Below are 23,307 nucleotides of genomic sequence, written 5' to 3'. Positions count from 1 at the left end.
AAAAGGGTACATGGCATCATATACCCTTATTTCACCGGGGGCAGCTTGCTTAGCGCAGCCAGTTGGTTTTCGCCAGCTCGACCACTTCGTCACCGCGGCCGTTGATGATGGCGCGCAGCATATACAGACTGAAGCCTTTGGCCTGTTCGAACTTGATCTGCGGCGGCATCGCCAGCTCTTGCTTGGCGGTGACCACGTCCAGCAGCGCCGGGCCGGGGTGCGCCAACATTTCCTGCAGCGCGCCATCCAGATCCGAGGCTTTTTCTACGCGGATGCCCTTGATGCCGGCGGCGTTGGCGATCGCCGCGAAGTCCGGGTTATGCAGATCGGTGCCGTCGGTCAGGTAGCCGCCGGCCTTCATCTCCATCGCCACGAACCCCAGCACGCTGTTGTTGAACACCACGATTTTCACCGGCAGCTTGAGCTGTGCCAGCGACAGAAAATCCCCCATCAGCATGGTGAAGCCGCCGTCGCCGCACATGGCGATCACCTGTTTATCCGGCGCGGTGGCCTGGGCGCCGATCGCCTGCGGCATGGCGTTGGCCATCGAACCGTGGTTGAACGAACCGAGCAGGCGACGCTTGCCGTTCATTTTCACGTAGCGGGCGGCCCACACCGTCGGTGTGCCGACGTCGCAGGTGAAGATGGCGTCGTCGCTGGCGTACTGGCTGAGCTGTTGCGCCAGATACTGCGGGTGGATCGGCTGGTCGTCGTTGGCGGTCGCCAGCCCGTCGAGATCCTTGCGCGCGTTGCGGTAATGCTCCAGCGCCTTGTCGAGGAACGCCCGATCGCGCTTTGGCTCCAGCTGCGGCAGCAAGGCGGCGAGGGTGGTGTGGATATCGCCCACCAGCGCCATGTTGACCGGGCAGTGCGCGCCGATGCTGCCGGGGTTGATGTCGATCTGAATGATGTTGGCGTTGGTGGGGTAGAACGCGCGGTAGGGGAACTGGGTGCCGAGCAGCACCAGCGTGTCGGCGTTCATCATCGCGTGGTAGCCGGAGGAGAAGCCGATCAGCCCGGTCATGCCGACGCTGTAAGGGTTATCCCATTCGATATGCTCCTTGCCGCGCAGCGCGTGCACCACCGGCGCCTGCAGCAGCTCGGCCAGCTTGACCACCTCATCGTGCGCGCCGGCGCAGCCGCTGCCGCACATCAGGGTGATGTTTTTCGCCTGATTCAGCGTTTCCGCCAGCTTGTTCAGCTCGCTCATCGGCGGCTGCACCAGCGGCAGCGCTGGGGTATGCCAGGTCAGGGTCGCGTCTTCCGGCGCCATGCGCAGCGCCACGTCGCCTGGCAAGACCACCACCGAGACGCCGCGATTGAGGATCGCCTTGCGCATGGCGATCTCCAGCACGCGCGGCAGCTGTTCCGGGTTGGAAACCAGCTCGCAATAGTGGCTGCATTCGCGAAACAGCTCCTGCGGATGCGTTTCCTGGAAGTAGCCGCTGCCGATTTCGCTGGAAGGGATGTGCGCGGCGATCGCCAGCACCGGCACATGGTTGCGGTGGCAGTCGAACAGGCCATTGATCAGGTGCAGGTTGCCGGGGCCGCAGGAACCGGCGCACACCGCCAACTGGCCGGTGAGCTGGGCTTCGGCGCCGGCGGCGAAGGCGGCCACCTCTTCATGGCGGGTGCCCAGCCATTCGATGGTGCCCATGCGGTGCAGGCTGTCGCTCAGGCCGTTGAGCGAATCGCCGGTCACGCCCCAAATGCGTTTTACGCCGGCTTGATCCAGCGTTTTGGCGATCAGTGTGGCTACGGTTTGCTTCATGGTTCCCCCAAACATGGTTTGAAAAACGATGTGTACTCGATCCGGTGAGTGGCAGCAGAACAACTGCAAGCATAGCTTACCGGCTGTGGACGAGATGCGGTCAGGAAGGGTAAAGAGCGTAGGACGGAGGAAAGTGTAACCGGGCGGGGATGAGGGAACTTGCCGATAAATGCCCCATCGCGGCGATGGGGCCAGGGGATCACGCCAGCGTGACGTCGCCCTGCAGCTGGCAACTGCAGGCCAGCACGTAGCCTTGCGCCACCTCTTCCGCGCTCAGCGTCATGGTGCTGGTGGTGGTGTAGTCGCCCTCGAGGATACGGGTTTTGCATGAACCGCACACCCCGGCGCGGCAGGCAGCGTTGACCGGCAGGGCATTGGCCTCCATCGCCGCCAGCAGCGTGCTGCCGACCGGCACGCGGAATTCGCGCAGCGGGCGGGCGGCGCGCAGCGTCAGCCCTTCAGTGGCCTCGGCCTGCGCCGCCGGCGTGTGGAACTGCTCTTTATGGAAACGCTCGGCCGGCACGCCGAGCCGGCGGCACAGCTGCTCCACGTGGTCCATGTAGGGCGCAGGGCCGCAGGTCATCACCGTGCGTTCGACGATATCCGGCGCCGCCTGCTGCAGCGTCTGTTCATCGATGCGGCCGCTGAGGTAGCCGGGTTGTAGATCCTGCTCGGCCATCAGCGTCAGGCGCAGCTGCGGATGGGCGGTGCACAGCGTGCGCCATTGATCGGCGAAAATCGTGTCGGCGGGGGTGCGTACGTTAAAGATCACGGCGATATCGCAGGTCGGACGGTTGGCGGTCAGCCAGCGGCACATCGAGACGATCGGCGTCACGCCGCAGCCGGCGGCCAGCATCAGATAACGATCGGCCGGGTGGCGCTCGCAGCTGAACTCGCCCTGCGCGTCGGACAACCACAGCGTGTTGCCGGGCTTGACCTCTTGCGTCAGCCAGCGCGATCCGACGCCGTCTGGCAGGCAGCGCACGCTGATGCTGAGAAAGCGGCTCTGGCCGGGCGAGGAGGAGAGCGTATAGGCGCGCAGCGTCTCGTCGCTGTTGCGGATGCTGACCAGCGCAAACTGGCCCGCCTGATAAGGGTAGAAAACGTCGCAGATCAGGTTCAGCGTCCAGACGTCGGCGGTTTCACGCCGGATGGAATGCACCTGCATGCGGTTCGGGCAAAGCGGAGTGGGTTGAGTCATCGGGGCACCTCAAAAAGCAAAGGGGCCGGCGCAGGCGGCCCCATAACGTAACGGCATCAGGCGAGCAGCGCGTTGATATCCTGCTCGACGGTGGTGATCGGACGCAGGCCGAATTTCTCGTTGAGGATCGCCATCAGGTTGTCGGTCAGGAAGCCCGGCGCGGTCGGGCCGGTGACGATGTTTTTCACCCCCAGCGACAGCAGCGTCAGTAGAATGACGATCGCCTTCTGTTCAAACCACGACAGCACCAGGCTGAGCGGCAGCTCGTTGACGCTGCAGCCGAGCGTGTCGGCCAGCTTGACCGCCAGCATGATGGCGGAGTAGGCGTCGTTGCACTGGCCGACGTCCAGCAGGCGCGGCAGCCCTTCCAGGGTGCCGAAGTCCAGCTTGTTGAAACGGTACTTGCCGCAGGCCAGCGTCATGATCAGGCAGTCTTGCGGCACGCTGCGGGCGAAGTCGGTGAAGTAGCTGCGCTCGTCGCGGCTGCCGTCGCAGCCGCCGACCAGGAAGACGTGGCGCAGTTTTTTCTGCGACACCAGATCGATCACCGTGTCGGCGGCGTTCAGCAGCGTCTGGCGGCCGAAGCCGACGGTGATCAGATGCTCGATCTCGGTATAAGGGAAGCCGTTCATGCCCTGCGCCTGGCGGATCACGGCGCCGAAGTCGTCGCCTTCCAGATGGTTGACGCCCGGCCAGCCGACGATGCTGCGGGTCCAGATGCGATCGCCGTAGTGGCCGACGTTAGGATCGATGATGCAGTTGGAGGTCATCACGATCGGGCCGGGGAATTTGGCGAATTCCGTCTGCTGGTTCTGCCAGCCGCTGCCGTAGTTGCCCACCAGATGCTTGAATTTTTTCAGTTCCGGATAGCCGTGCGCCGGCAGCATTTCGCCGTGGGTGTAGACGTTGACGTTTTGCCCTTCGGTTTGTTCGAGCAGCATGCGCAGATCTTTCAGATCGTGGCCGGAGATCAGAATGGCTTTCCCGGCCACCGGGCGCACGTTGACCGCGCTGGGCTGCGGATCGCCGTAGGCCTGGGTTTCGCCGCGATCGAGGATCGCCATCACGTTGAAGTTCATCTTGCCGATGCCCATGGCGTTGTTCAGCAGGGTGTCGACGTCGCGCGGCTGGGTGCCGAGCCAGGCCATGAAGGCGTGGTAGTCGGCATAGAGCTGCTCGTCGAACTGGCCGAGCACGTGCGCGTGTTCCATATAGGCCGCCGCGCCTTTCAGGCCGTACAGGCACAGCATGCGCAACCCGTGTACGTCGTCGCCTACCTCGGCCTTGTCGCTGTTGAGTGCAAACTGCGCCGCCTGTTGCAGCAACGCAGGCATATCGTCACCGGCCAGCTGCAGCGCCGCCATCGGGTGATCGACGCGCACGCCGGCGTCCAGCAGCCGGCAACGGGCAGCCAACGAATCGCGCAGCAGCAGGGTTTCGCGCGCGTAACCGATGATGCGCTGGGAGTCGAAGTTGACGTTGGTCAAGGTGGAGAAGAAGGCGCGCGGGGCGAAGCTGTCGATCTCGTGGTCGACGATGCCCAGCGAACGCGCCTGCAGCGCCCAGGCGGAGAGGCCCTGCAGCGCCGCCACCAGCAGATCCTGCAGATCGGAGGTTTCCGCCGTCTTGCCGCACATGCCCTGAGCATACGAGCAGCCGTTGCCTGCCGGGGTACGGATGGTTTGTTCACATTGCACACAGAACATAGTCGCTTCCTTTTATTTTTAAAGTTGCATTTGTAATGCTTGTTTAAAAGCATAGATCGGCGATCGGGGTTGCAAAAGGCTTTTGTGCGACTACTGCGGGCAAGTTTGATTTAGCGCAATTTTGCCATGCGGATGGGAATTATTACGCTTTGGGGGCCGACTGGCCCCCAGGGGGAAAGGCTCAGGAGAACAGGGCGATCAGCACCGGTGCCAGCAGGCTCAGCAGGAAGCCATGCACGATGGCGGGGGGCACCATGTCCAGCCCGCCGCTGCGCTGCAGCACCGGCAGGGTGAAATCCATCGAGGTGGCGCCGCACAGGCCGAGGGCGGTGGAGCGGCTGCGGCGCACCAGCGTCGGGATCAGCATAATCGCCACCAGCTCGCGCGCCAGATCGTTGAAGAACGCGGCGCTGCCCATTACCGGGCCGTAGGCGTCGGTGATCAGAATGCCCGACAGCGAATACCAGCCGAAGCCGGAGGCCATCGCCAGCCCGGCCTTGACCGGCAGCCCCAGCAATTGCGCCGCCAGCGCGCCGCCGGCCAGCGACGCGACGGTCACCACCAACGCCACCAGCGTGCCGCGGCGGTTGAGCACAATCTGGCGCAGCGTCATGCCGCTGTTGCGCAGCTGAATACCGACCAGCAACAGCAGGAAGATCAGCGCATATTCGCTGCCTTTATGGGCGAACTGCAGCCATTGCCACTGCGTCAGGCCGAGCAGGAAGCCGCCGAGCACCACGCCGCACAGCTTGAGCGACTCCAGCGCCATGTGCACGCGCGAAGGCAGCTTTTCCTGTTTATGGCTGCTGCGCCACGGCATGCGCCGCTCCAGCAGCGCCAGCAACAGCAGATTGGCGCAGAGAATGCAGAAGAAGAACACCGCGCTGTACTGGAAGATCAACACCAGGTTGCTGCTGAGATCTTCCATGAACGCCAGGCTGATACCCATGAAAAACAGGATCACGTACACCATCCAGCTCAGCAGCCGGTTGATCAGCACCAGCAGCGGGCGATGGCGTAAGGGAATGAGGTAACCGACAATCAGCGGTAACAGAATAATCAACAGTCCTGAGTACATGGTGCAGCTTGTGTCCTTGAGTTTTGAAGCGTGCCGAACGGCGGCGAGGAGCACACGCTAACCAAAAGCCCGGCCGGAGTAAAGCGGCAGATTTGACGTTGGCCGCTTGACCTGCAAGGGGTTTTTTGACCATGCTCTGTGAAGGTCTCCTCATTGAAGAGGCGACGGCGCGCACGGGAGGCGGCGGATGTTCTTGGAGCGTATCGAAATTGTAGGTTTTCGCGGCATTAACCGGCTGTCCCTGATGCTGGACGACAACACGCTGTTGCTCGGCGAAAACGCCTGGGGTAAATCCAGCCTGCTGGATGCGCTGACGCTGCTGTTGGCGCCGGAGCAGAAGCTGTATCGGTTTGAAGCGCACGACTTTCATTTCCCCCCCGGTGAAGAGTCGGCCAAAGAGCGCCACCTGCAGGTGGTGTTCACCTTCTGCGAAAAAGATATCGGCCATGCGCACCTGCCGCGCTATCGCCATCTGACGCCACTGTGGGTCAAGGGCGAGGATGGCCTGAGCCGCATTCATTACCGCTGTGAAGGCGAGTTGGCCGACGACGGCACGGTGTGCACCTGGCGCGGTTTTCTCGATGCTGACGGCAACGCCTTTCAACTGCACCATATCGAACAGCTGGCCCACGCCATTATCCGCATTCATCCGGTATTGCGCCTGCGCGACGCGCGCTTTATTCGTCGCCTGCGCCCCAGCAGCCTCGGCGATGAACGTAAACCCGATACCCAGGCGCTGGCGCAGCAGTTGGATCAGCTGACGCGCGAGCTGGTGCGCAATCCGCAGAAGCTGACCAACGGCGAGCTGCGTCAGGGCCTGGCGGCCATGCAGCAGCTGCTGGAGCACTATTTTGCCGAGCAGAGTTCGCAGGTGGCGCGGCCGCGCCGCCGCGGCGGGGAACCGGAGCAGGATGCCTGGCGCGCGCTGGACGGCATCAACCGCATGGTGGCTGAACCGAACAGCCGCAGCATGCGCCTGATCCTGCTGGGGATGTTTTCCACCCTGCTGCAGGCCAAGGGCGACGTCAAGCTGGATCCTCATGCCCGGCCGCTGCTGCTGGTGGAGGACCCGGAAACTCGCCTGCACCCGATCATGCTGTCGGTGGCCTGGGGGCTGCTCAATCAGCTGCCGCTGCAGCGCATCACCACCACTAACTCCAGCGAACTGGTGTCGCTGGTGCCGGTGGAGCACGTCTGCCGGCTGGTGCGCGAGTCGGGGCGGGTCGCGACCTACCGTCTCGGGCCGCGCGGGCTGAGCGCCGAAGATGGGCGGCGCATTGCGTTTCACATCCGTTTTAACCGGCCGTCGTCGCTGTTCGCCCGCTGCTGGCTGCTGGTGGAAGGCGAGACCGAAGTGTGGCTGCTGAACGAGCTGGCGCGCCAGTGCGGCTACCATTTCGAGGCGGAAGGGGTGCGGGTCATCGAATTCGCCCAGTGCGGCCTGAAGCCGCTGCTGCGCTTCGCCCGCCGCATGGGCATCGAGTGGCATGCGCTGGTGGACGGCGACGAGGCGGGCAAAAAGTACGCCAATACCGTGCGCAGCCTGCTGGACAATCATGAAGACAACGAGCGCGATCGGCTGACCGCGCTGCCGGCGCCGGACATGGAGCACTTCATGTTCCGCGAAGGGTTTGGCCCGGTCTATCACCGGATGGCGTCGGTGCCGCTCAACGCGCAGATGCCGGTGCGCAAGGTGATCCTGAAAGCGGTCCACCACTCGTCCAAGCCGGATCTGGCGATCGAGGTCGCGATGCAGGCCGGCGAATGGGGCACGGACTCGGTGCCGCCGCTGCTGAAGAAAATGTTCTCACGGGTGATCTGGCTGGCGCGCGGCCGGGCGGACTGACGGCCCGCCGGGCGTTATCGGGCGCAGAAATGCGCCGCCAATCCCTGTTCCAGTTCGTCCAGCAACTGATAGCGGCGGCGATACTCGGCGCGCTTCTTGCTGGCAATCTCTTCGATCGGCTTGCGAGCGATGCGCTCGGGCAGCAGGAAATAGCCGCTGTCGAGCGGTTTGGCGCCCATCGACAGCCAGAACTGATCGTAATCGGCGTGCAGTTGGTCTTTCTTCTTACTCTGGTAACGCCAGTTTTGATAGATATGGGTGGCGTTGCCGACCGCTACGATCTGGCGGATGCCGAGGTGCCGCGCCAGCGTGCAGATGCCTTCCAGCACCAGCCGTTTGGGGAACAGGCCGTGACACTCTTTGGTGGTGTGCTGGATCTCGGCGTGCGGCACCTCATGGTTTGCGCCCTGCAGGCCGCCGATAAACAGCGTCGGCTGCTGCTGATAATGCATCAGCGCAAAGGTGATCTCCGCCAGCATCACGCCGTTGGCGTTGCGCAGCAGCAGCGTGGCTTCCCCTTCCTTATTCAGTTTGTCGATCGCCGCCAGTTCCAGCGCGATCGGCGCTTCGTTTTTGCCCATCGCGCTGGCTAGCAGGAAAGGCTGCGGGCCGAGGTGGCCGAGGCGCATCTTCAGCGGCATGCGCTGCACGATGAGATCGTAATGATCGCGCAGGGCGAACAGGCATTCGATCTTGTTCATGTTGGCTGCCAGGTAGGGGCGATGCAGTTTGCACGGCAGGTTCGGCTGCGCGCTGAGGATCTCCTCCAGCAGCGGGTTGCTGGCCAGGGTGCTGAGCAGGCCGCTGGTGGTGCGCCAGTTGAGCAGCGAACGGCCGAGAAACTTCAGGCGAAACGAGGTTTTTTTCCAGGCGTTGCTTGGCGCCTTTTCGCCATTGATCAGCGCCGTCATCAGTTGCCAGCCGTTAAGCGGCCGGGCGGAGGCGAGTGGGTAGCTGAGCTGTGACATGATGAAATCCTTGACTGTATTGAATGGCGCTATTTCATCAAGGCTTCACTAAACGGGAGTTCAATGCTGAACTGTAACCAGGCGTGTCTCCACATTGTGTTGAGCTAAGGTTTAGTTATTCCCTACGGTGCGTGCTAATTTAGCTCCGCCGCCGCAATGGGCGGTTGATATTCACAAGCACAGGCAGGTCAATTTTGACAGGGTTTAAAGGACATAAACGCCGCTGGATACTCGTTCTGGCGGTCATTGCGGCGATTGCCGCGGCGGCCGTTTGGCACTTTCGCCATCCGGCGCCAACCGATTTCAAAACGGTAAAGGTCACCCAGCGCGATCTGCAGCAGAACGTATTGGCGACCGGCCAGCTGGACGCGGTGCGCAAGGTTGACGTCGGCGCGCAGGTCAGCGGGCAGCTGGAAAAGCTGTATGTCGAGATCGGCGACAAGGTGAAGAAAGGCCAGTTGCTGGGGGTTATCGATCCGCAACAGGCGCAGAACAGCATCCGCGAAGGCGAGGCGACGCTGCGTGAACTGCATGCACAGCTGCTGCAGGCGCAGGCCGAGCAGCAGCTGGCGGCGGTCACGCTGCAGCGCAACCAGGCGCTGGCCAAGCTGCAGGCGGTGTCGCGCCAGGATCTGGATCAGGCTGCGACGCAGCTGGCGGTGAAGAAAGCGCAGGTGGGCACCATCAAGGCGCAGATCGCGCGGAACCAGGCCAGCCTGGATACCGCCAAGATCAACCTGGCCTATACCCGCATCGAGGCGCCGATGGATGGCGACGTGGTGCAGATCACCACGCTGCAGGGCCAGACGGTGATCGCGGCGCAACAGGCGCCGAACATTCTGACGCTGGCGGATCTCGGCACTATGCTGGTGAAGGCGCAGGTGTCGGAGGCCGACGTCATTAACCTCAAGCCGGGTCAGAAGGCCTGGTTCACGGTGCTGGGCGATCCGACCCGGCGCTTCGACGGCGTGCTGAAAGACATTCAGCCGACGCCGGAAAAGGTCAACAACGCCATCTTCTATTATGCGCGTTTCGAAGTGCCCAACCCGGAAAGGTTGTTGCGCTTGCAAATGACGGCGCAGGTGCATATCCAGCTGGCCGGCGTCGAGCAGGCGCTGGTGATCCCGCTGGCGGCGCTGGGCGATCAGATCGCCGACAACCGCTACCACGTCTCGGTGCTGAAGCAGGGCAAGGAAGAGAAGCGCGAGGTGGCTATCGGCCTGCGTAACAATATCGACGTACAGATCCTCAGCGGCCTCGAGGCGGGCGATGAGGTGATCGTCAGCCGCGGCGGCGTGGAGGCCGGCTGATGGCGGCGCTGTTGCAGCTGAGCGGCATTCGCCGCAGCTACCGTTCGGGCGAGCAGACGGTGGAGGTGCTGAAGGGGATCAGCCTGAGCATCGACGCCGGTGAAATGGTGGCGATCATGGGGGCCTCCGGCTCCGGAAAATCGACGCTGATGAACATTCTCGGCTGTCTGGACAAGCCGAGCGCCGGGGTATATCGGGTGGCCGGGCAGGATGTGGCGACGCTGAGCGACGATGCGCTGGCGCAGCTGCGGCGCGAGCATTTCGGCTTTATCTTTCAGCGCTATCATCTGCTGCCGCACCTGAGTGCGGCGCACAACGTCGAAGTGCCGGCGGTGTACGCGGGGCTGGGCAAAGCGGCGCGGCGCGAACGGGCGGTGGCGTTGTTGCGGCGTCTGGGGCTGGGGGAGCGCGTCAATTACCGGCCAAGCCAGCTTTCCGGCGGCCAGCAGCAGCGCGTCAGCATCGCCCGTGCGCTGATGAACGGCGGGCAGGTGATCCTGGCGGATGAACCGACCGGTGCGCTCGACAGCCACTCCGGCGAAGAGGTGATGGCGATCCTCAAACAGCTGTGCGCCCAGGGCCACACGGTGATCCTGGTGACCCACGATCCGGCGGTAGCGCGCCAGGCGGAGCGGATCATCGAGATCCGCGACGGCGAGATCATCGCCGATTCGCGCCCGGCACCGCAGGAGAACGCGCAGGCCAAGCCGCTGGCGCTGGCCACTGCGGCACCTTCCTGGCGGCAGGTGGGCGGCCGTTTCCGCGAGGCGCTGGTGATGGCCTGGCGTGCGATGGCGGCCAACAAGATGCGCACCGCGCTGACCATGCTCGGCATCATTATCGGCATCGCCTCGGTGGTGTCGATCCTGGTGATCGGCGACGCCGCCAAGCAGATGGTGCTGGCGGACATTAAATCTATCGGCACCAACACCGTCGATATCTATCCCGGCAAGGACTTCGGCGATGACGATCCGACCTACCGGCAATCGTTGAAATACGGCGATCTCGATGCGCTGCGCGAACAGCCTTACATCAGCGCGCTGTCGCCGAGCATCAGCAGCAGCATGCGGCTGCGCTTGGGCAACGTCGACGCGGCGGCCAACGTCAACGGCGTCAGCGAGCAGTTCTTCCGCGTGTACGGCATGAGCTTTACCCAGGGCGTCGGCATCGATCCGCTGCAGGTGCAGTCGCAGGCGCAGACGGTGGTGATCGACGCCAATACCCAGCGGCGGCTGTTCCCGCACCAGAAGAACGTGGTGGGCGAGGTGATCCTGGTAGGCAACATGCCGGCGACGGTGGTTGGCGTGGCCAAGGAGAAGCAGTCGATGTTCGGCAGCAGCAAGACGCTGAACGTGTGGGTGCCTTACAGCACCATGGCCAACCGGCTGATGGGCAACAATTATTTTGACTCGATTACCGTGCGCATCCGCGACGGCTACGACAGCAAGGAAGCGGAACAGCAGCTGTCGCGCCTGTTGACGCTGCGTCACGGCAAGAAGGACTTCTTCACCTATAACATGGACAGCCTGGTGCAAACCGCCGAGAAAACCACCCGCACGCTGCAGCTGTTCCTGACGCTGGTGGCGGTGATTTCGCTGGTGGTCGGCGGCATCGGCGTGATGAACATCATGCTGGTGTCGGTGACCGAACGTACGCGTGAGATTGGCATCCGCATGGCGGTGGGTGCCCGTTCCGGCGACGTGTTGCAGCAGTTTCTGATCGAGGCGGTATTGGTCTGCCTGGTGGGGGGCGCGCTGGGGATTACGTTGTCGTTCGCCATCGGCCTGGCGGTGCAGCTGGTATTGCCGGGCTGGCAGATCAGCTTCCCGCCGGCGGCGTTGCTGAGCGCGTTCCTCTGTTCCACCGGCATCGGCGTGGTGTTCGGCTACCTGCCGGCGCGCAATGCCGCGCGGCTGAATCCGATCGATGCGCTGGCGCGCGAGTAAGCAAAAGGCATAAAAAATGCCAGTCACACGGCGGCTGGCATTTTTATCGCAGTCACGGTCAATGCAGCGCGACGCTGCCGGAAGCGTTTAGGACAGCGCCTCGCTTTCCACCGGCACAATAAGACTGGCATGGTTCCCTTTTGGCCCTTGATGCACGTCGAAGCTGACCTGCTGGCCCGCCTTCAACGTTCTGTAACCATCCATCTTGATGGTGGAATAATGCGCGAAAATATCTTCGCCACCGCCGGCTGGGCAGATGAAGCCAAAGCCTTTGGCGTTGTTAAACCATTTAACAGTACCCGTCTCCATGCTTTTACATCCCTCGCAACGCTATTTTAAGTGAGATGAATAACTGAATTCGCACCCGCCGTGGGCGGGTAGCAGGGTGGACAAGGGGTGGTTAAAAGACCACCAGCCACGAATTTACACTCTAGAGCAAATGATCGGGGCGTCAAGGGATCGGCTTTTGTCGGCGGGGAGCAGTTCACCAAAGTTTGAAGCAGGTAACGCTATTGCCACGATTCAGTCACAATTGGCCCGTTTTTTTGCGCACGTTACAGTGCGGCGGGACGAGGCCGAAGATGATAAAATAGTAACTATCCCCACTTTGAATAACCGAAACCTGCCCCCATATCAGAGGGCAGAGCAGAGAAGATGAGCAGCGATGGGCAATAACAACGACTGGCTAAACTTTGAACACTTGGCCGAAGAAAAACAAATCGATGCGGTAAAACCGCCGTCTATGTATAAAGTTATACTTAACAACGACGATTACACACCGATGGAATTTGTGATTGACGTTCTGCAAAAGTTCTTTTCTTATGATATTGAACGCGCAACGCAACTGATGCTCACGGTCCACTATCAAGGCAAGGCGATCTGTGGTGTTTTTACCGCCGAGGTGGCGGAAACCAAAGTCGTCCATGTGAACCGGTACGCAAGGGAGAACGAGCATCCGTTGCTTTGTACGCTGGAAAAAGCCTGAATAAGGCAATCTATTGGGGAGGTGCTTATGCTCAATCAAGAACTGGAACTCAGTCTCAACATGGCTTTCGCCAGGGCGCGTGAGCACAGACACGAGTTTATGACCGTGGAGCACCTGTTGCTGGCGTTGCTGAGCAACCCTGCCGCGCGAGAAGCGCTTGAGGCATGTACGGTGGATCTGGCCGCGTTGCGCCAGGAGCTGGAAGCCTTCATCGAACAAACCACACCGACGCTGCCCGCCGGCGAAGAAGAGCGCGACACTCAGCCGACGCTCAGCTTCCAGCGCGTGCTGCAGCGTGCGGTCTTCCATGTGCAATCTTCCGGCCGCAGCGAAGTGTCCGGCGCCAACGTGTTGGTGGCCATCTTCAGCGAGCAGGAGTCGCAGGCGGCCTATCTGCTGCGCAAACACGACGTCAGCCGTCTCGACGTGGTGAACTTCATTTCACATGGCACGCGTAAAGACGAGCCGGGCCAAGCGCCGAATGCGGAAAACCCGGTGAACGAAGAGCAGTCCGGAGGGGAAGACCGTATGGAAAACTTCACCACCAACCTCAATCAGTTGGCCCGTGTGGGCGGCATCGATCCGTTGATCGGCCGCGATCGTGAGCTGGAGCGCGCGATTCAGGTGCTGTGCCGTCGTCGTAAAAACAACCCGCTGCTGGTCGGCGAATCCGGCGTCGGCAAGACCGCCATCGCCGAAGGCCTGGCCTGGCGTATCGTGCAGGGCGACGTGCCGGAAGTGATGGCGGACTGCACGCTGTATTCGCTGGATATTGGTTCACTGCTGGCCGGCACCAAATACCGCGGCGACTTCGAGAAGCGCTTCAAGGCGCTGCTCAAGCAGCTGGAGCAGGATCAGAACAGCATCCTGTTCATCGATGAAATTCACACCATCATCGGCGCCGGTGCGGCTTCGGGTGGGCAGGTGGATGCCGCCAACCTGATCAAACCGCTGCTGTCGAGCGGCAAAATCCGGGTGATCGGCTCGACCACCTACCAGGAGTTCAGCAACATCTTCGAAAAGGATCGCGCCCTGGCGCGCCGTTTCCAGAAGATCGACATCACTGAACCGACGGCGGAAGAAACCGTTCAGATCATCAACGGCCTGAAGGCCAAGTATGAAGCGCACCACGACGTGCGTTATACCGCCAAGGCGATCCGCGCCGCGGTGGAGCTGTCGGTGAAATACATCAACGATCGTCATCTGCCGGACAAGGCGATCGACGTGATCGACGAGGCGGGTGCCCGCAGCCGGCTGATGCCGGCCAGCAAGCGCAAGAAAACCGTCAACGTGGCTGATATCGAATCCGTGGTGGCGCGCATCGCGCGCATCCCGGAGAAAACCGTGTCGGCCAGCGATCGCGACGTGCTGAGAAACCTGGGCGATCGTTTGAAGATGCTGGTGTTCGGCCAGGATCAGGCGATCGAAGCGTTGACCGAAGCGATCAAGATGAGCCGCGCCGGTCTGGGCCACGAGCGCAAGCCGGTCGGTTCTTTCCTGTTCGCCGGGCCGACCGGGGTCGGGAAAACCGAGGTCACCGTACAGTTGGCCAAGGCGATGGATATCGAGCTGCTGCGTTTCGACATGTCCGAGTATATGGAGCGGCATACCGTCAGCCGTCTGATCGGCGCGCCTCCGGGCTATGTCGGTTACGATCAGGGCGGGCTGCTGACCGATGCGGTGATCAAGCATCCGCATGCGGTGGTGCTGCTCGATGAGATCGAGAAGGCGCACCCGGACGTGTTCAACCTGCTGCTGCAGGTGATGGACAACGGCACGCTGACCGACAACAACGGCCGCAAGGCGGACTTCCGCAATGTGATCCTGGTGATGACCACCAACGCCGGGGTGCGGGAAACCGAACGCAAATCGATCGGCCTGGTGCAGCAGGACAACAGCACCGACGCGATGGAAGAGATCAAGAAGGTGTTTACGCCGGAATTCCGCAACCGTCTGGACAACATCATCTGGTTCAACCATCTGTCTACCGAGGTGATCCAGCAGGTGGTCGACAAGTTTATCGTCGAACTGCAGGCGCAGCTGGATGCGAAGGGCGTCTCGCTGGAAGTGAGCGACGAAGCGCGCGACTGGCTGTCGGTGAAGGGCTACGACCGTGCGATGGGTGCTCGCCCGATGGCGCGCGTCATGCAGGAGAACCTGAAGAAACCGTTGGCCAACGAACTGCTGTTCGGCTCGCTGGTGGACGGCGGTTCCGTGAAGGTCGAGCTGGACAAGGACAAGAAACAGCTGACCTACCACTTCCTCAGCGCCGCCAAGCGCAAGGCGGACGAGGGCGCGGTGCACTAAGAAGGCCGGCTTCAGGCAAAGAAAAAGCGATGCTTTGGCATCGCTTTTTTTATGGGTGAGATTCACCGTACAACAGAAACGAGTGAGCCCTCTCAGTTTACCTGCGCACCTGCAACCCGTTGTATAACGTCGCTGCGGGGGTAAACGGAAAGGGCTCCCGAGGGATTACATCCTCGATGCCGCCAGCATGTGGCGCGCGGTGAGCCGATTAACGGCTACGGAAGACAATGCGGCCTTTGCTCAGGTCGTACGGGGTCAGCTCTACAGTGACTTTGTCGCCCGTCAGGATGCGGATATAGTTTTTACGCATTTTACCGGAGATGTGTGCGGTTACCACGTGCCCGTTTTCCAATTCAACGCGGAACATGGTGTTCGGCAGCGTATCAAGAACGGTGCCCTGCATTTCAATATTGTCTTCTTTGGCCATCGAATCCTCTAGGTCTAACTACCTTAGTTTTTAACCGGCAAGATAATGCCGAAAAACCCCCATTATGTAAAGATGTGTCGGTGAACATTGCACCGTTTCCATCAATTAGTTTACTGGAGAGGGCGGTTCAACCGGCTGTGGGGATATGACTTGCTGCTCCCAGCACGCCGGCGCCAAAGGCCGCCGTTGAAGGGTGCTGAGCTGCTGCAAAAATTGACGGCGCGGAATTTCACGCGCGCCAAGGCGGGCAGTGTGAGCGTTCAGCACCTGGCAGTCAATCAATTCCCCGCCATAAGCGGCAAAATGGCGGCAAAAGGCCATCAATGCGCATTTTGAGGCGTTGGTGACGCGGCTGAACATCGATTCGCCGCAGAACAACGCGCCCTGCGCCACGCCGTACATGCCGCCGACCAGTTGATCATCCTGCCATACCTCCACCGAGTGCGCGTAGCCGAGACGGTGCAGATGCTGATAGGCGCGCTGCACCTCCGGGCCGATCCAGGTGCCTTCATCCGGCCGATGGGCGCAGGCGGCGATCACCGCGGCGAAATCGTGATTGAGCGTGATGCGAAACGGATCGTGGCGTAAAAAGCGCTTCAGACTGCGGTTGAGATGAAACTCGGCCGGGAACAGCACCGCACGCGGATCGGGTGACCACCACAGAATCGCTTCACCCGGCGAATACCACGGGAAAATGCCGCGCTCGTAGGCCGCCAGCAGCCGCGGCGCCGTCAGGTCGCCGCCGATCGCCAGCAGGCCGTTGGGATCGCGCAGGGCGCCCTCAGGCGAGGGAAACGCCAGCGATTGGGGGGAAAGCTTAACGATGCGCATACAGGCTCTCTGCGTCCTCTACGGGCCGATTACGGCGCCAGGTTGCTGATACGGTTGCGAAAGCGGGCATAGCGGCCCTGCATGCGCATCAGGGTGGCGTGATCGCCCTGTTCGACAATCCGGCCATCGTCCATCACGCAAATGCGGTCGAGATGCTCCAGGCCGTACAGACGGTGCGTCACCAGGATCAGCGTCTTACCCTGACAATGCCGGCGCAGCAGCGCCAGGATCTGCTGCTCGGTTTCGGCGTCCAGCCCTTCGGTCGGTTCGTCGAGCAGCAGCAGCGGGGCAGGGTGCAGCAGCGCGCGGGCGATGCCCAGACGGCGCTGTTCGCCGCCGGACAGCTGCCGGCCGCCTTCGCCCAGCCAGGCGTTCAGCCCGCCGTCGCTGTCCAGCAATTTGCCCAGCCCCACTTGCTGCAGTACGTCGCTCAGGCGAGCGTCGTCGGCATCCGGCGCGGCCAGCCGCAGGTTTTCCCGCAGGGTGTCGCTGAAGATATGCACCCGCTGGCTGACGACCGTGGTCATCCGACGCAGCGTGGTTTCATCATAATCCTCCAGCGGTTCGCCGTTGAGCAGAATGTTGCCGCCGTCGGGGCGCCAGGCGCGGGTCAGCAGCTGCAGCAGGGTGGACTTGCCGCAGCCGGTGCGGCCGAGCAAGGCGATGTGTTCGCCGGCCGCGATCTCGAGCGTGACGTCGCGCAATACCGGCTGCGGCTGATCGGGGTAGGTGAAGCTCAGCTGCTGCAGACTAAGCTGTGCCCGATCGGCGGCGGCCGGGCCAGCGGCCGGGAAGGTGACCTCCGGCTGACGATCGATGATCTGTTTGACCCGTGTGGCGGAGGCAATGACCTGGCCGAGGTGTTGGAAGGCGCCGGCGACCGGCATCAGCGCTTCGAACGACGCCAGCGCGGCGAAGACGAACAGCGCGATCAGCGCGCCGGGCTGGGTATCGCCGCCGATGCCGGCGGCGGTCAGCCACAGCAGCAGCGTCACCGTCAGCCCGCTGGCGAGGATCATCAGCGCCTGCGCCTTGCCGCTCAGCGAGGCCTGCTGCCACTGGCGGCGTTGCCACCGCTGTTCGGTGGCGTTCAGCGTCTGGCGGAAGTCGTTGACGGCGCCGAACACCACCAGCTCCGCCTGCCCCTGCAGCCAGGCGGTCAGATCGGTACGGTATTGGCCGCGCAGCGCGGTGAGTTGGCCGCCGATCGGTTTACCGGCGCGATAGAACACCGGTGGCACCAGCAGCAACAGCAGCAACAGAATGCCGCCCAGCGTCAGGGCGAGCGCAGGATCGAGCCAGCTCAGGCCGTAGGTGACTACCAGGATCACCACCGCCGCGCTGATCAACGGCGAGATCACCCGCAGATAAAGATGATCCAGCGTGTCCACGTCCGCCACCAGGCGGTTGAGCAACTCGGCCTGGCGGAAGCGGGCGATACCCCCCGGCGTCAGCGGCAGGATCTTGCTGAAGGTGAACACCCGCAGATGCGACAGCACGCGGAAGGTGGCGTCGTGGCTGACGACTCGCTCGGCATAGCGCCCGGCAGTGCGGAAGATTGCCGCGCCGCGCACGCCGGCGGCCGGCAGCATGTAGTTGAAGGTCAACAGGCCTGCCAATCCGGCCAGCGACGAGGCGGCCAGGAACCAGCCGGAGAGTGCCAGCAGGCCGATGCTGGCCAGCAGAGTGACGATCGCCAAAAGGATGCCCAGGCTAATCAGCAGGCTATGGCGGCGATACAACGCCAAAAACGGCAGCAAAACGCGCATGATTAAAGCTCCCCGCGGCGATGGGCGATCAGAGTGGCAAACAGGCCCGGCTGGGCGCTGAGGGTGGCGTAATCGCCCTGTTGCACGATGCGCCCGTTATCCATCACCCAAATCTGATCGTAGTCTTCGGTGTCTTCCAGCTGGTGCGTTACCAGCAGGGTGGTTTGCTGATGCGAAGCGGCGTTCAACGCCTGCATCACCCGCTGTTCACTGTGGGCATCGAGGCTGGCGGCCGGTTCATCCAGCAGCAGCAGGCGGCGCGGGCCGATCAGCGCCCGGGCGACCGCCACGCGCTGCGCCTGACCGACCGACAGGCGGGCGGCGTTGTCGCCCACTTCGGTGTCGAGCCCCTGCGGCAGATAAGGGAGCAGTTCGCTGACGTAGGCGTGTTCCACCGCCTGCTGCAGCTGCACTTCGTCGGCCTGCGGGCAGCCCAGTAGGATATTGGCGCGCAGGGTTTGCGCCGGCAGGTGCGGGTTCTGGCCGACCCAGCTCAGCTGCTGGCGCCAGGTTTCGGCGGACAGTTCACGCAGCTCAATGCCGTTGACGCTCAATGACCCGCGATAGGGCAGGAAGCCGAGCAGCAGATTCAGCAGCGAGCTTTTGCCGGCGCCGCTTAGCCCGACCAGCGCCACGCGCTGCTGCGGTTGTAGGGTGAAGCTCAGCGGCCCGGCCAGCAGCACGCCGTTCGGCGACAGGATTTCCAACGCGTTCGCCTGCAGCGTCAGCGGTTGATCGGCGGGCAGTTGCCGCGTGCCGTTGCCCATCTGCTCGCCTTCGGCGCTGAGGAAGGTTTCCAACGCTTCCGCCGCGCCGATTGCCTGCGCTTTGGCATGGTAGAAGGTGCCGAGATCGCGCAGCGGTTGGAAAAACTCCGGCGCCAGAATCAACACCAGAAAACCGGAAAACAGCGTCACGCCGAGGCCGTAGCTGCCGAAGTTGAGTTCGCCGAGGTAGGAAAAGCCGAAGTACACCGCCACCACGGCGATGGAGATCGAGGCGAAGAACTCCAGCACGCCGGAAGAGAGGAAGGCCAGGCGCAGCACTTCCATGGTGCGGCTGCGGAAGTCTTCGGAGGATTTGGCGATCTGCGCGGTTTCGGCCTGCGCGCGGTCGAACAGTCGCAGGGTATCTAGGCCGCGCAGGCGGTCGAGGAAATTGCCGCTCAATCGCGCCAGCGCCACGAAGTTGCGGCGGTTGGCATCGGCGGCTCCCATGCCGACCAGCGCCATAAACAGCGGGATCAGCGGCGCGGTCGCCAGCAGAATGATGCCTGCGGCCCAATTGATCGGGAAGACGGCGATCAGGATCAGCAGCGGGATGAAGACCGCCAGATACATCTGCGGCAGATAGCGCGAGTAATAATCCTGCATATCCTCGATCTGCTCGACGATGATGCTGGCCCAGCTGCCCGCCGGTTTGCCTTGGATCCAGGCCGGGCCGAGCTGCTGCAGCTTATCCAGTACCTGTTGGCGCATGCGCTGGCGGATCACCTGGCCACACAGGAAGCCGATCCGTTCCCGCAGCCAGCTCAACAGTGCCCGCAACGCGAACGCGGCGGCCAGCCAGATGAACGAAGGGATTAGCTGTTCGCGCGGGGTATGCTCGATGATCAGGGCGTGCAGCAGGCTGGCCAGCAGCCAGGCCTGCGCCACGATCAGCAGGCCGCTGAACAGCCCCAACAGCATGGAAAGGCGCAGCCAACGCTGCGCTAACGAACTCTGGGTTTTAAGCCAACGGGTTAACTGTTGCTGTCTGGTTTTTTTCATCAGATATGCGTCTGCGTCGCCGGCGCCCGTTTGTTACGGGCTGGGTTAACGTACTGTTAAATAATAGTGTTTGGCGCAATCGGCGACAAACAAGCGAGGTCCCATGTTACCTCGTCACCCGGCAGACTGAAAATAATAAAGCGGCCAAATGTGGCTATAACAGACGCGTTACCGACTATTTGACTTCCTCACTCACGGCCTCGGCTTCCAGAGCGGCGCGCACCGACGCTCGCTCTGCGATCCGCGCCATATAATGCTGGAGCGGCGGCCACTCGCTCAGCGAAATCTCGAAGCGCGCCATCCAGCGCAACACGGTAAACAGATAAGCGTCAGCGACGCTGAAATGCGCTTCCAGCAGATAGGTTTGTGGTGCCAAAGCTTGCGCGAGGTAACTCAATCGCCGCCTCAACTTATCGCGCAGCAATGCCTTGGCGACGTCGGGCAGAGCGTCATTGAATAAAGGGGCGGCACCGGCATGGATCTCGCTGGTGATGAAATTAAGCCATTCCTGCAGCCGTACCCGCTCAAAGGCCGTCGGTGGCGGCGCAAGCCGGCGCTCTGGGCGCAGGTCGGCGAGGTATTGAACGATAGCGGGGCCTTCGGTGATCACGTTACCGTCATCCAGTTGCAGGGCGGCGACGTAACCTTTGGGGTTGATGCGATAGAAGTCCTCACCGTCGGCGCAGCGCTTGCTGCGATTGTTCACCCTGACCAGGGTGAAGGGGAGCGCTAATTCGCGCAGGACGATATGTGGGGCAAGCGAGCACGCATCGGGAGCAAAATACAGCTTCATGCTATTTCCTTGTGGGTTAATGAGAACGCTCGCCACAGCATGCCGACACCGATGCCGGTGGGAAAATGGAAATTTCAGAAAGCCGCTATTAGCTCAGCGACTGGCCAGAGTTTGCTCCTGTTCTCGCAGGTAACTCAGCAGGGTTTGGACGGGGGGCAGGGCCGCCGCCTCGGATGAGTACGCGAGGCCGAAACGGCGATAAATCGGCGCAACGAGCGGCAGAGTGCAAACCCCAAGCGCGTCGGGCGGGATCACGGACGCGGGCATCAGCGTGACGCCCGTGCCTTCCCTGACCAGCGTCAATGCCGTTTGCCAATCGCTGACGGTGGCGCGGATATCGGCCAGCGCCAAACCTGACTGCTGCGCCAAGCGTAGCGCATTCACATCACAGCCGCCGGTCGCCAGGATAAAAGGCAGCCGGAACAGGGCATCCAGCGCCACCGGCCGCCGCGCTCGCGCCAGCGGGTGCGCGCTGGGCACGACCGCCAGCCAGGCATCCTCCCCCAAAGGGAAGCACAGCCGCTCCGGCGCCGGATTGAGCACCACGCCGATGTCAGCCGTCGCCGATGCTAACCAGCTCTCCACTTCGTGGTCGGTGCCCTCGAGCGTAATCAGCTCAATGTCGGGGTACAGACGGCGAAATTTGCGCAGCAGCGGCGGCAACAGTTTGCTGAATGCCGACGGGAAACTGGCCAGGCGTATTTTGCCCGCGTGCGCGTTGCCGGCTTGTTGCGCACATTGCTGAATGGCCCGCAGTGCTTCCAACATCGTGCGGGCATGGGCGACGATCTGCAGGCCGCTTTGGGTCAGGACGACATTGTGCGGTTGGCGAACCAAAAGCCGGGTGCTCAGCATTGTCTCCAGTTGAGCGATGGCCTGGCTGGCGGCAGACTGCGTCATACCGCAGAGCGCCGCAGCCTGAGTGATGGTGCCGCTGTCGGCGACGGCAACCAGCAGGCGCCAGTGAAGAAGATTATGCATCGGCGTGCATCCTCTTGAGGAGCGAAGACAAAAAAAGCGGCCCGAGAGCCGCTTTTTGCTGGTGGTGAGAAAGCCTTAGCAGACTTCTGCGCCGGCGATGCCGTCCAGGTAACGCTCTGCGTCCAGCGCCGCCATACAGCCGGTGCCGGCGGAGGTGATCGCCTGGCGGTAAATGTGATCCATCACGTCGCCTGCGGCGAAGACGCCGGGGATAGTGGTTTGGGTCGCATTGCCGTGAATGCCGGACTGCACCTTGATGTAGCCGTTTTCCAGCTCCAGCTGGCCGCCGAAGATGCCGGTGTTCGGGCTGTGGCCGATAGCGATGAACACGCCGGCCAGCTCCAGTTCACGGGTTTCGTTTTCCGCTTTGGTGCTGCGGATACGCACGCCGGTCACGCCCATTTCATCGCCCAGCACTTCGTCCAGCGTATGGTCGGTGTGCAGCACGATGTTGCCGCTTTTCACTTTTTCCATCAGCCGGTCGATCAGGATCTTCTCCGAGCGGAAGCTGTCGCGGCGGTGGATCAGGTGAACTTCGGCGGCGATGTTGGACAGGTACAGCGCTTCTTCAACGGCGGTGTTGCCGCCGCCGACCACTGCGACTTTCTGGTTGCGGTAGAAGAAACCGTCGCAGGTCGCACAGGCGGAAACGCCTTTGCCCTTGAACGCGTCTTCGGAAGGCAGGCCAAGGTAGCGGGCGGAGGCGCCGGTCGCGATGATCAGCGCGTCGCAGCTGTATTCACCGCTGTCGCCGAACAGGCGGAACGGACGCTGCTGCAGATCGACGCTGTTGATGTGATCGAAGACGATTTCAGTCTGGAACTTCTCCGCATGCTCGCGCATGCGCTCCATCAGCGCCGGGCCGGTCAGGCCTTCGGCGTCGCCCGGCCAGTTTTCCACTTCGGTGGTGGTGGTCAGCTGGCCGCCTTGTTCCATACCGGTGATCAGCACCGGGCTCAGGTTGGCGCGCGCCGCGTAAACGGCGGCGGTGTAACCGGCCGGGCCGGAGCCCAGAATCAGTAATTTGCTATGTTTAGCCGTGCCCATGAATAACCTCTTTATTCCACAATGGCGGACAATGGAACCGATTGTAGGGAAAATGGCGCAGTAAAAAAAGCGCCGGGCGACGTTGTTAACGATTTGTATGATAGTTGTCGCCTATTAATGCACCCGCTGTTGGCAAATCGCACGCCAAACGCAGAAATTTACCTTATCAAAGCCGCATTCGGCCACTGAATCACCAACCGCGCAAAAACGGCGCATTCTGCGACTTGAGCCGCTCCTGGCTGGGGTTTACCAACCAGCGATTCATAACCAAAAATGGGATGCAGACTTTTCGTGACGGTACGTTGTTCTGATTTTGCTTCTTTTACTTTGACAATCCGCTGCGCATTTGCGAAAACATCATAGGAAGAAGAAATTATCCCCGTAACACCAGCAAATCGTACGTATTTGCGCCGCGAGGCGGCAATGCGCGGTGGGTTTGCGGAGCAGGGCGCGCAAGCGTTTGCTGATTTTTTCTCGACCTAAACGTCGTTACCGGCGTCGCGCGGGGTTGGACAGACAGGCTGTGCGGCGTGGAATGATGGTAGTGAAGAAGCATATGACAGGCATCGGGT

At 62.0% G+C, this 23,307-nt stretch carries 18 protein-coding genes; 5 read left to right on the top strand and 13 right to left on the bottom strand.

The genetic code is table 11. From position 1 onward, the window contains the following. Nucleotides 1-49: 49 nt before the first annotated feature. The 4 genes from poxB to ACYF6X_RS11820 all read right to left on the bottom strand — a co-directional run bounded on the left by poxB (nt 50) and on the right by ACYF6X_RS11820 (nt 5,756). Nucleotides 50-1,771 carry a ubiquinone-dependent pyruvate dehydrogenase gene (gene poxB / locus ACYF6X_RS11835; protein ID WP_063989401.1) on the bottom strand — a complete coding sequence of 574 codons (1,722 nt, stop codon included), beginning with the start codon at nt 1,769-1,771 and terminating at the stop codon, nt 50-52. Between the two features lie 199 nt (nt 1,772-1,970). Further along, complete coding sequence (gene hcr / locus ACYF6X_RS11830; RefSeq protein ID WP_063989402.1) at nt 1,971-2,972, bottom strand: NADH oxidoreductase; 1,002 nt, start codon at nt 2,970-2,972, stop codon at nt 1,971-1,973. 56 nt (nt 2,973-3,028) lie between these two features. Next, the gene (gene hcp / locus ACYF6X_RS11825; protein WP_130017631.1) at nt 3,029-4,678 is read right to left on the bottom strand and encodes a hydroxylamine reductase; all 1,650 of its coding nucleotides are present in this window, start codon (nt 4,676-4,678) and stop codon (nt 3,029-3,031) included. A gap of 181 nt (nt 4,679-4,859) precedes the next feature. Continuing rightward, nucleotides 4,860-5,756 carry a LysO family transporter gene (locus tag ACYF6X_RS11820; RefSeq protein ID WP_004928363.1) on the bottom strand — a complete coding sequence of 299 codons (897 nt, stop codon included), beginning with the start codon at nt 5,754-5,756 and terminating at the stop codon, nt 4,860-4,862. A gap of 187 nt (nt 5,757-5,943) precedes the next feature. Here ACYF6X_RS11820 and ACYF6X_RS11815 point away from each other — a divergent pair, with 187 nt between their 5' ends. Next, entirely contained in the window at nt 5,944-7,602 is a 1,659-nt protein-coding gene (locus tag ACYF6X_RS11815) for an ATP-dependent endonuclease (protein WP_038880734.1), read from the top strand. A 14-nt stretch (nt 7,603-7,616) separates the two neighbouring features. Here ACYF6X_RS11815 and ACYF6X_RS11810 read toward each other — a convergent pair whose 3' ends face one another. Next, nucleotides 7,617-8,570 carry a VirK/YbjX family protein gene (locus ACYF6X_RS11810; protein WP_063989405.1) on the bottom strand — a complete coding sequence of 318 codons (954 nt, stop codon included), beginning with the start codon at nt 8,568-8,570 and terminating at the stop codon, nt 7,617-7,619. A 245-nt stretch (nt 8,571-8,815) separates the two neighbouring features. Here ACYF6X_RS11810 and macA point away from each other — a divergent pair, with 245 nt between their 5' ends. Both macA and macB read left to right on the top strand, forming a co-directional pair. After that, nucleotides 8,816-9,880, top strand: a complete 1,065-nt coding sequence (gene macA / locus ACYF6X_RS11805; RefSeq protein WP_242512534.1) for a macrolide transporter subunit MacA — start codon at nt 8,816-8,818, stop codon at nt 9,878-9,880. Next, nucleotides 9,880-11,826: a macrolide ABC transporter ATP-binding protein/permease MacB gene (gene macB / locus ACYF6X_RS11800; protein ID WP_107227710.1), complete on the top strand. Its 1,947-nt coding sequence runs from the start codon at nt 9,880-9,882 to the stop codon at nt 11,824-11,826. Before macA ends, macB begins: the two co-directional genes overlap by 1 nt. A gap of 87 nt (nt 11,827-11,913) precedes the next feature. Here macB and cspD read toward each other — a convergent pair whose 3' ends face one another. After that, entirely contained in the window at nt 11,914-12,135 is a 222-nt protein-coding gene (cspD, locus tag ACYF6X_RS11795) for a cold shock-like protein CspD (RefSeq protein WP_004928349.1), read from the bottom strand. Between the two features lie 355 nt (nt 12,136-12,490). Here cspD and clpS point away from each other — a divergent pair, with 355 nt between their 5' ends. Continuing rightward, complete coding sequence (gene clpS, locus ACYF6X_RS11790) at nt 12,491-12,811, top strand: ATP-dependent Clp protease adapter ClpS (RefSeq protein ID WP_004928347.1); 321 nt, start codon at nt 12,491-12,493, stop codon at nt 12,809-12,811. Between the two features lie 27 nt (nt 12,812-12,838). After that, entirely contained in the window at nt 12,839-15,118 is a 2,280-nt protein-coding gene (gene clpA / locus ACYF6X_RS11785; protein ID WP_004928343.1) for an ATP-dependent Clp protease ATP-binding subunit ClpA, read from the top strand. 208 nt (nt 15,119-15,326) lie between these two features. Here the strand turns inward: clpA and infA are convergent, their stop codons facing one another. The 7 genes from infA to trxB form a co-directional block, all read right to left on the bottom strand. Then, nucleotides 15,327-15,545: a translation initiation factor IF-1 gene (gene infA, locus ACYF6X_RS11780; protein ID WP_002211347.1), complete on the bottom strand. Its 219-nt coding sequence runs from the start codon at nt 15,543-15,545 to the stop codon at nt 15,327-15,329. Between the two features lie 105 nt (nt 15,546-15,650). Next, nucleotides 15,651-16,376 carry a leucyl/phenylalanyl-tRNA--protein transferase gene (aat, locus tag ACYF6X_RS11775; RefSeq protein WP_063989408.1) on the bottom strand — a complete coding sequence of 242 codons (726 nt, stop codon included), beginning with the start codon at nt 16,374-16,376 and terminating at the stop codon, nt 15,651-15,653. A gap of 29 nt (nt 16,377-16,405) precedes the next feature. Next, nucleotides 16,406-18,145 carry a heme ABC transporter ATP-binding protein/permease CydC gene (cydC, locus tag ACYF6X_RS11770; RefSeq protein WP_406880046.1) on the bottom strand — a complete coding sequence of 580 codons (1,740 nt, stop codon included), beginning with the start codon at nt 18,143-18,145 and terminating at the stop codon, nt 16,406-16,408. A gap of 2 nt (nt 18,146-18,147) precedes the next feature. Continuing rightward, nucleotides 18,148-19,914, bottom strand: coding sequence for a heme ABC transporter permease/ATP-binding protein CydD (cydD, locus tag ACYF6X_RS11765; RefSeq protein WP_107227712.1), 1,767 nt, complete (start codon nt 19,912-19,914; stop codon nt 18,148-18,150). A gap of 175 nt (nt 19,915-20,089) precedes the next feature. Beyond that, nucleotides 20,090-20,707 carry a glutathione transferase GstA gene (gene gstA, locus ACYF6X_RS11760; protein WP_063989411.1) on the bottom strand — a complete coding sequence of 206 codons (618 nt, stop codon included), beginning with the start codon at nt 20,705-20,707 and terminating at the stop codon, nt 20,090-20,092. A 93-nt stretch (nt 20,708-20,800) separates the two neighbouring features. Beyond that, the gene (locus tag ACYF6X_RS11755) at nt 20,801-21,688 is read right to left on the bottom strand and encodes a LysR family transcriptional regulator (RefSeq protein ID WP_063989412.1); all 888 of its coding nucleotides are present in this window, start codon (nt 21,686-21,688) and stop codon (nt 20,801-20,803) included. A 75-nt stretch (nt 21,689-21,763) separates the two neighbouring features. Then, on the bottom strand, nt 21,764-22,735 hold the full coding sequence (trxB, locus tag ACYF6X_RS11750; protein WP_047727946.1) for a thioredoxin-disulfide reductase: 972 nt from the start codon (nt 22,733-22,735) through the stop codon (nt 21,764-21,766). Between the last annotated feature and the right edge of the window lie 572 nt (nt 22,736-23,307).

This window comes from Serratia sp. ID 25-353, from assembly GCF_054792795.1.
The sequence above is the reverse complement of the archived record's forward strand: the minus strand, read 5'-3'. Positions and strand labels throughout refer to the sequence as shown.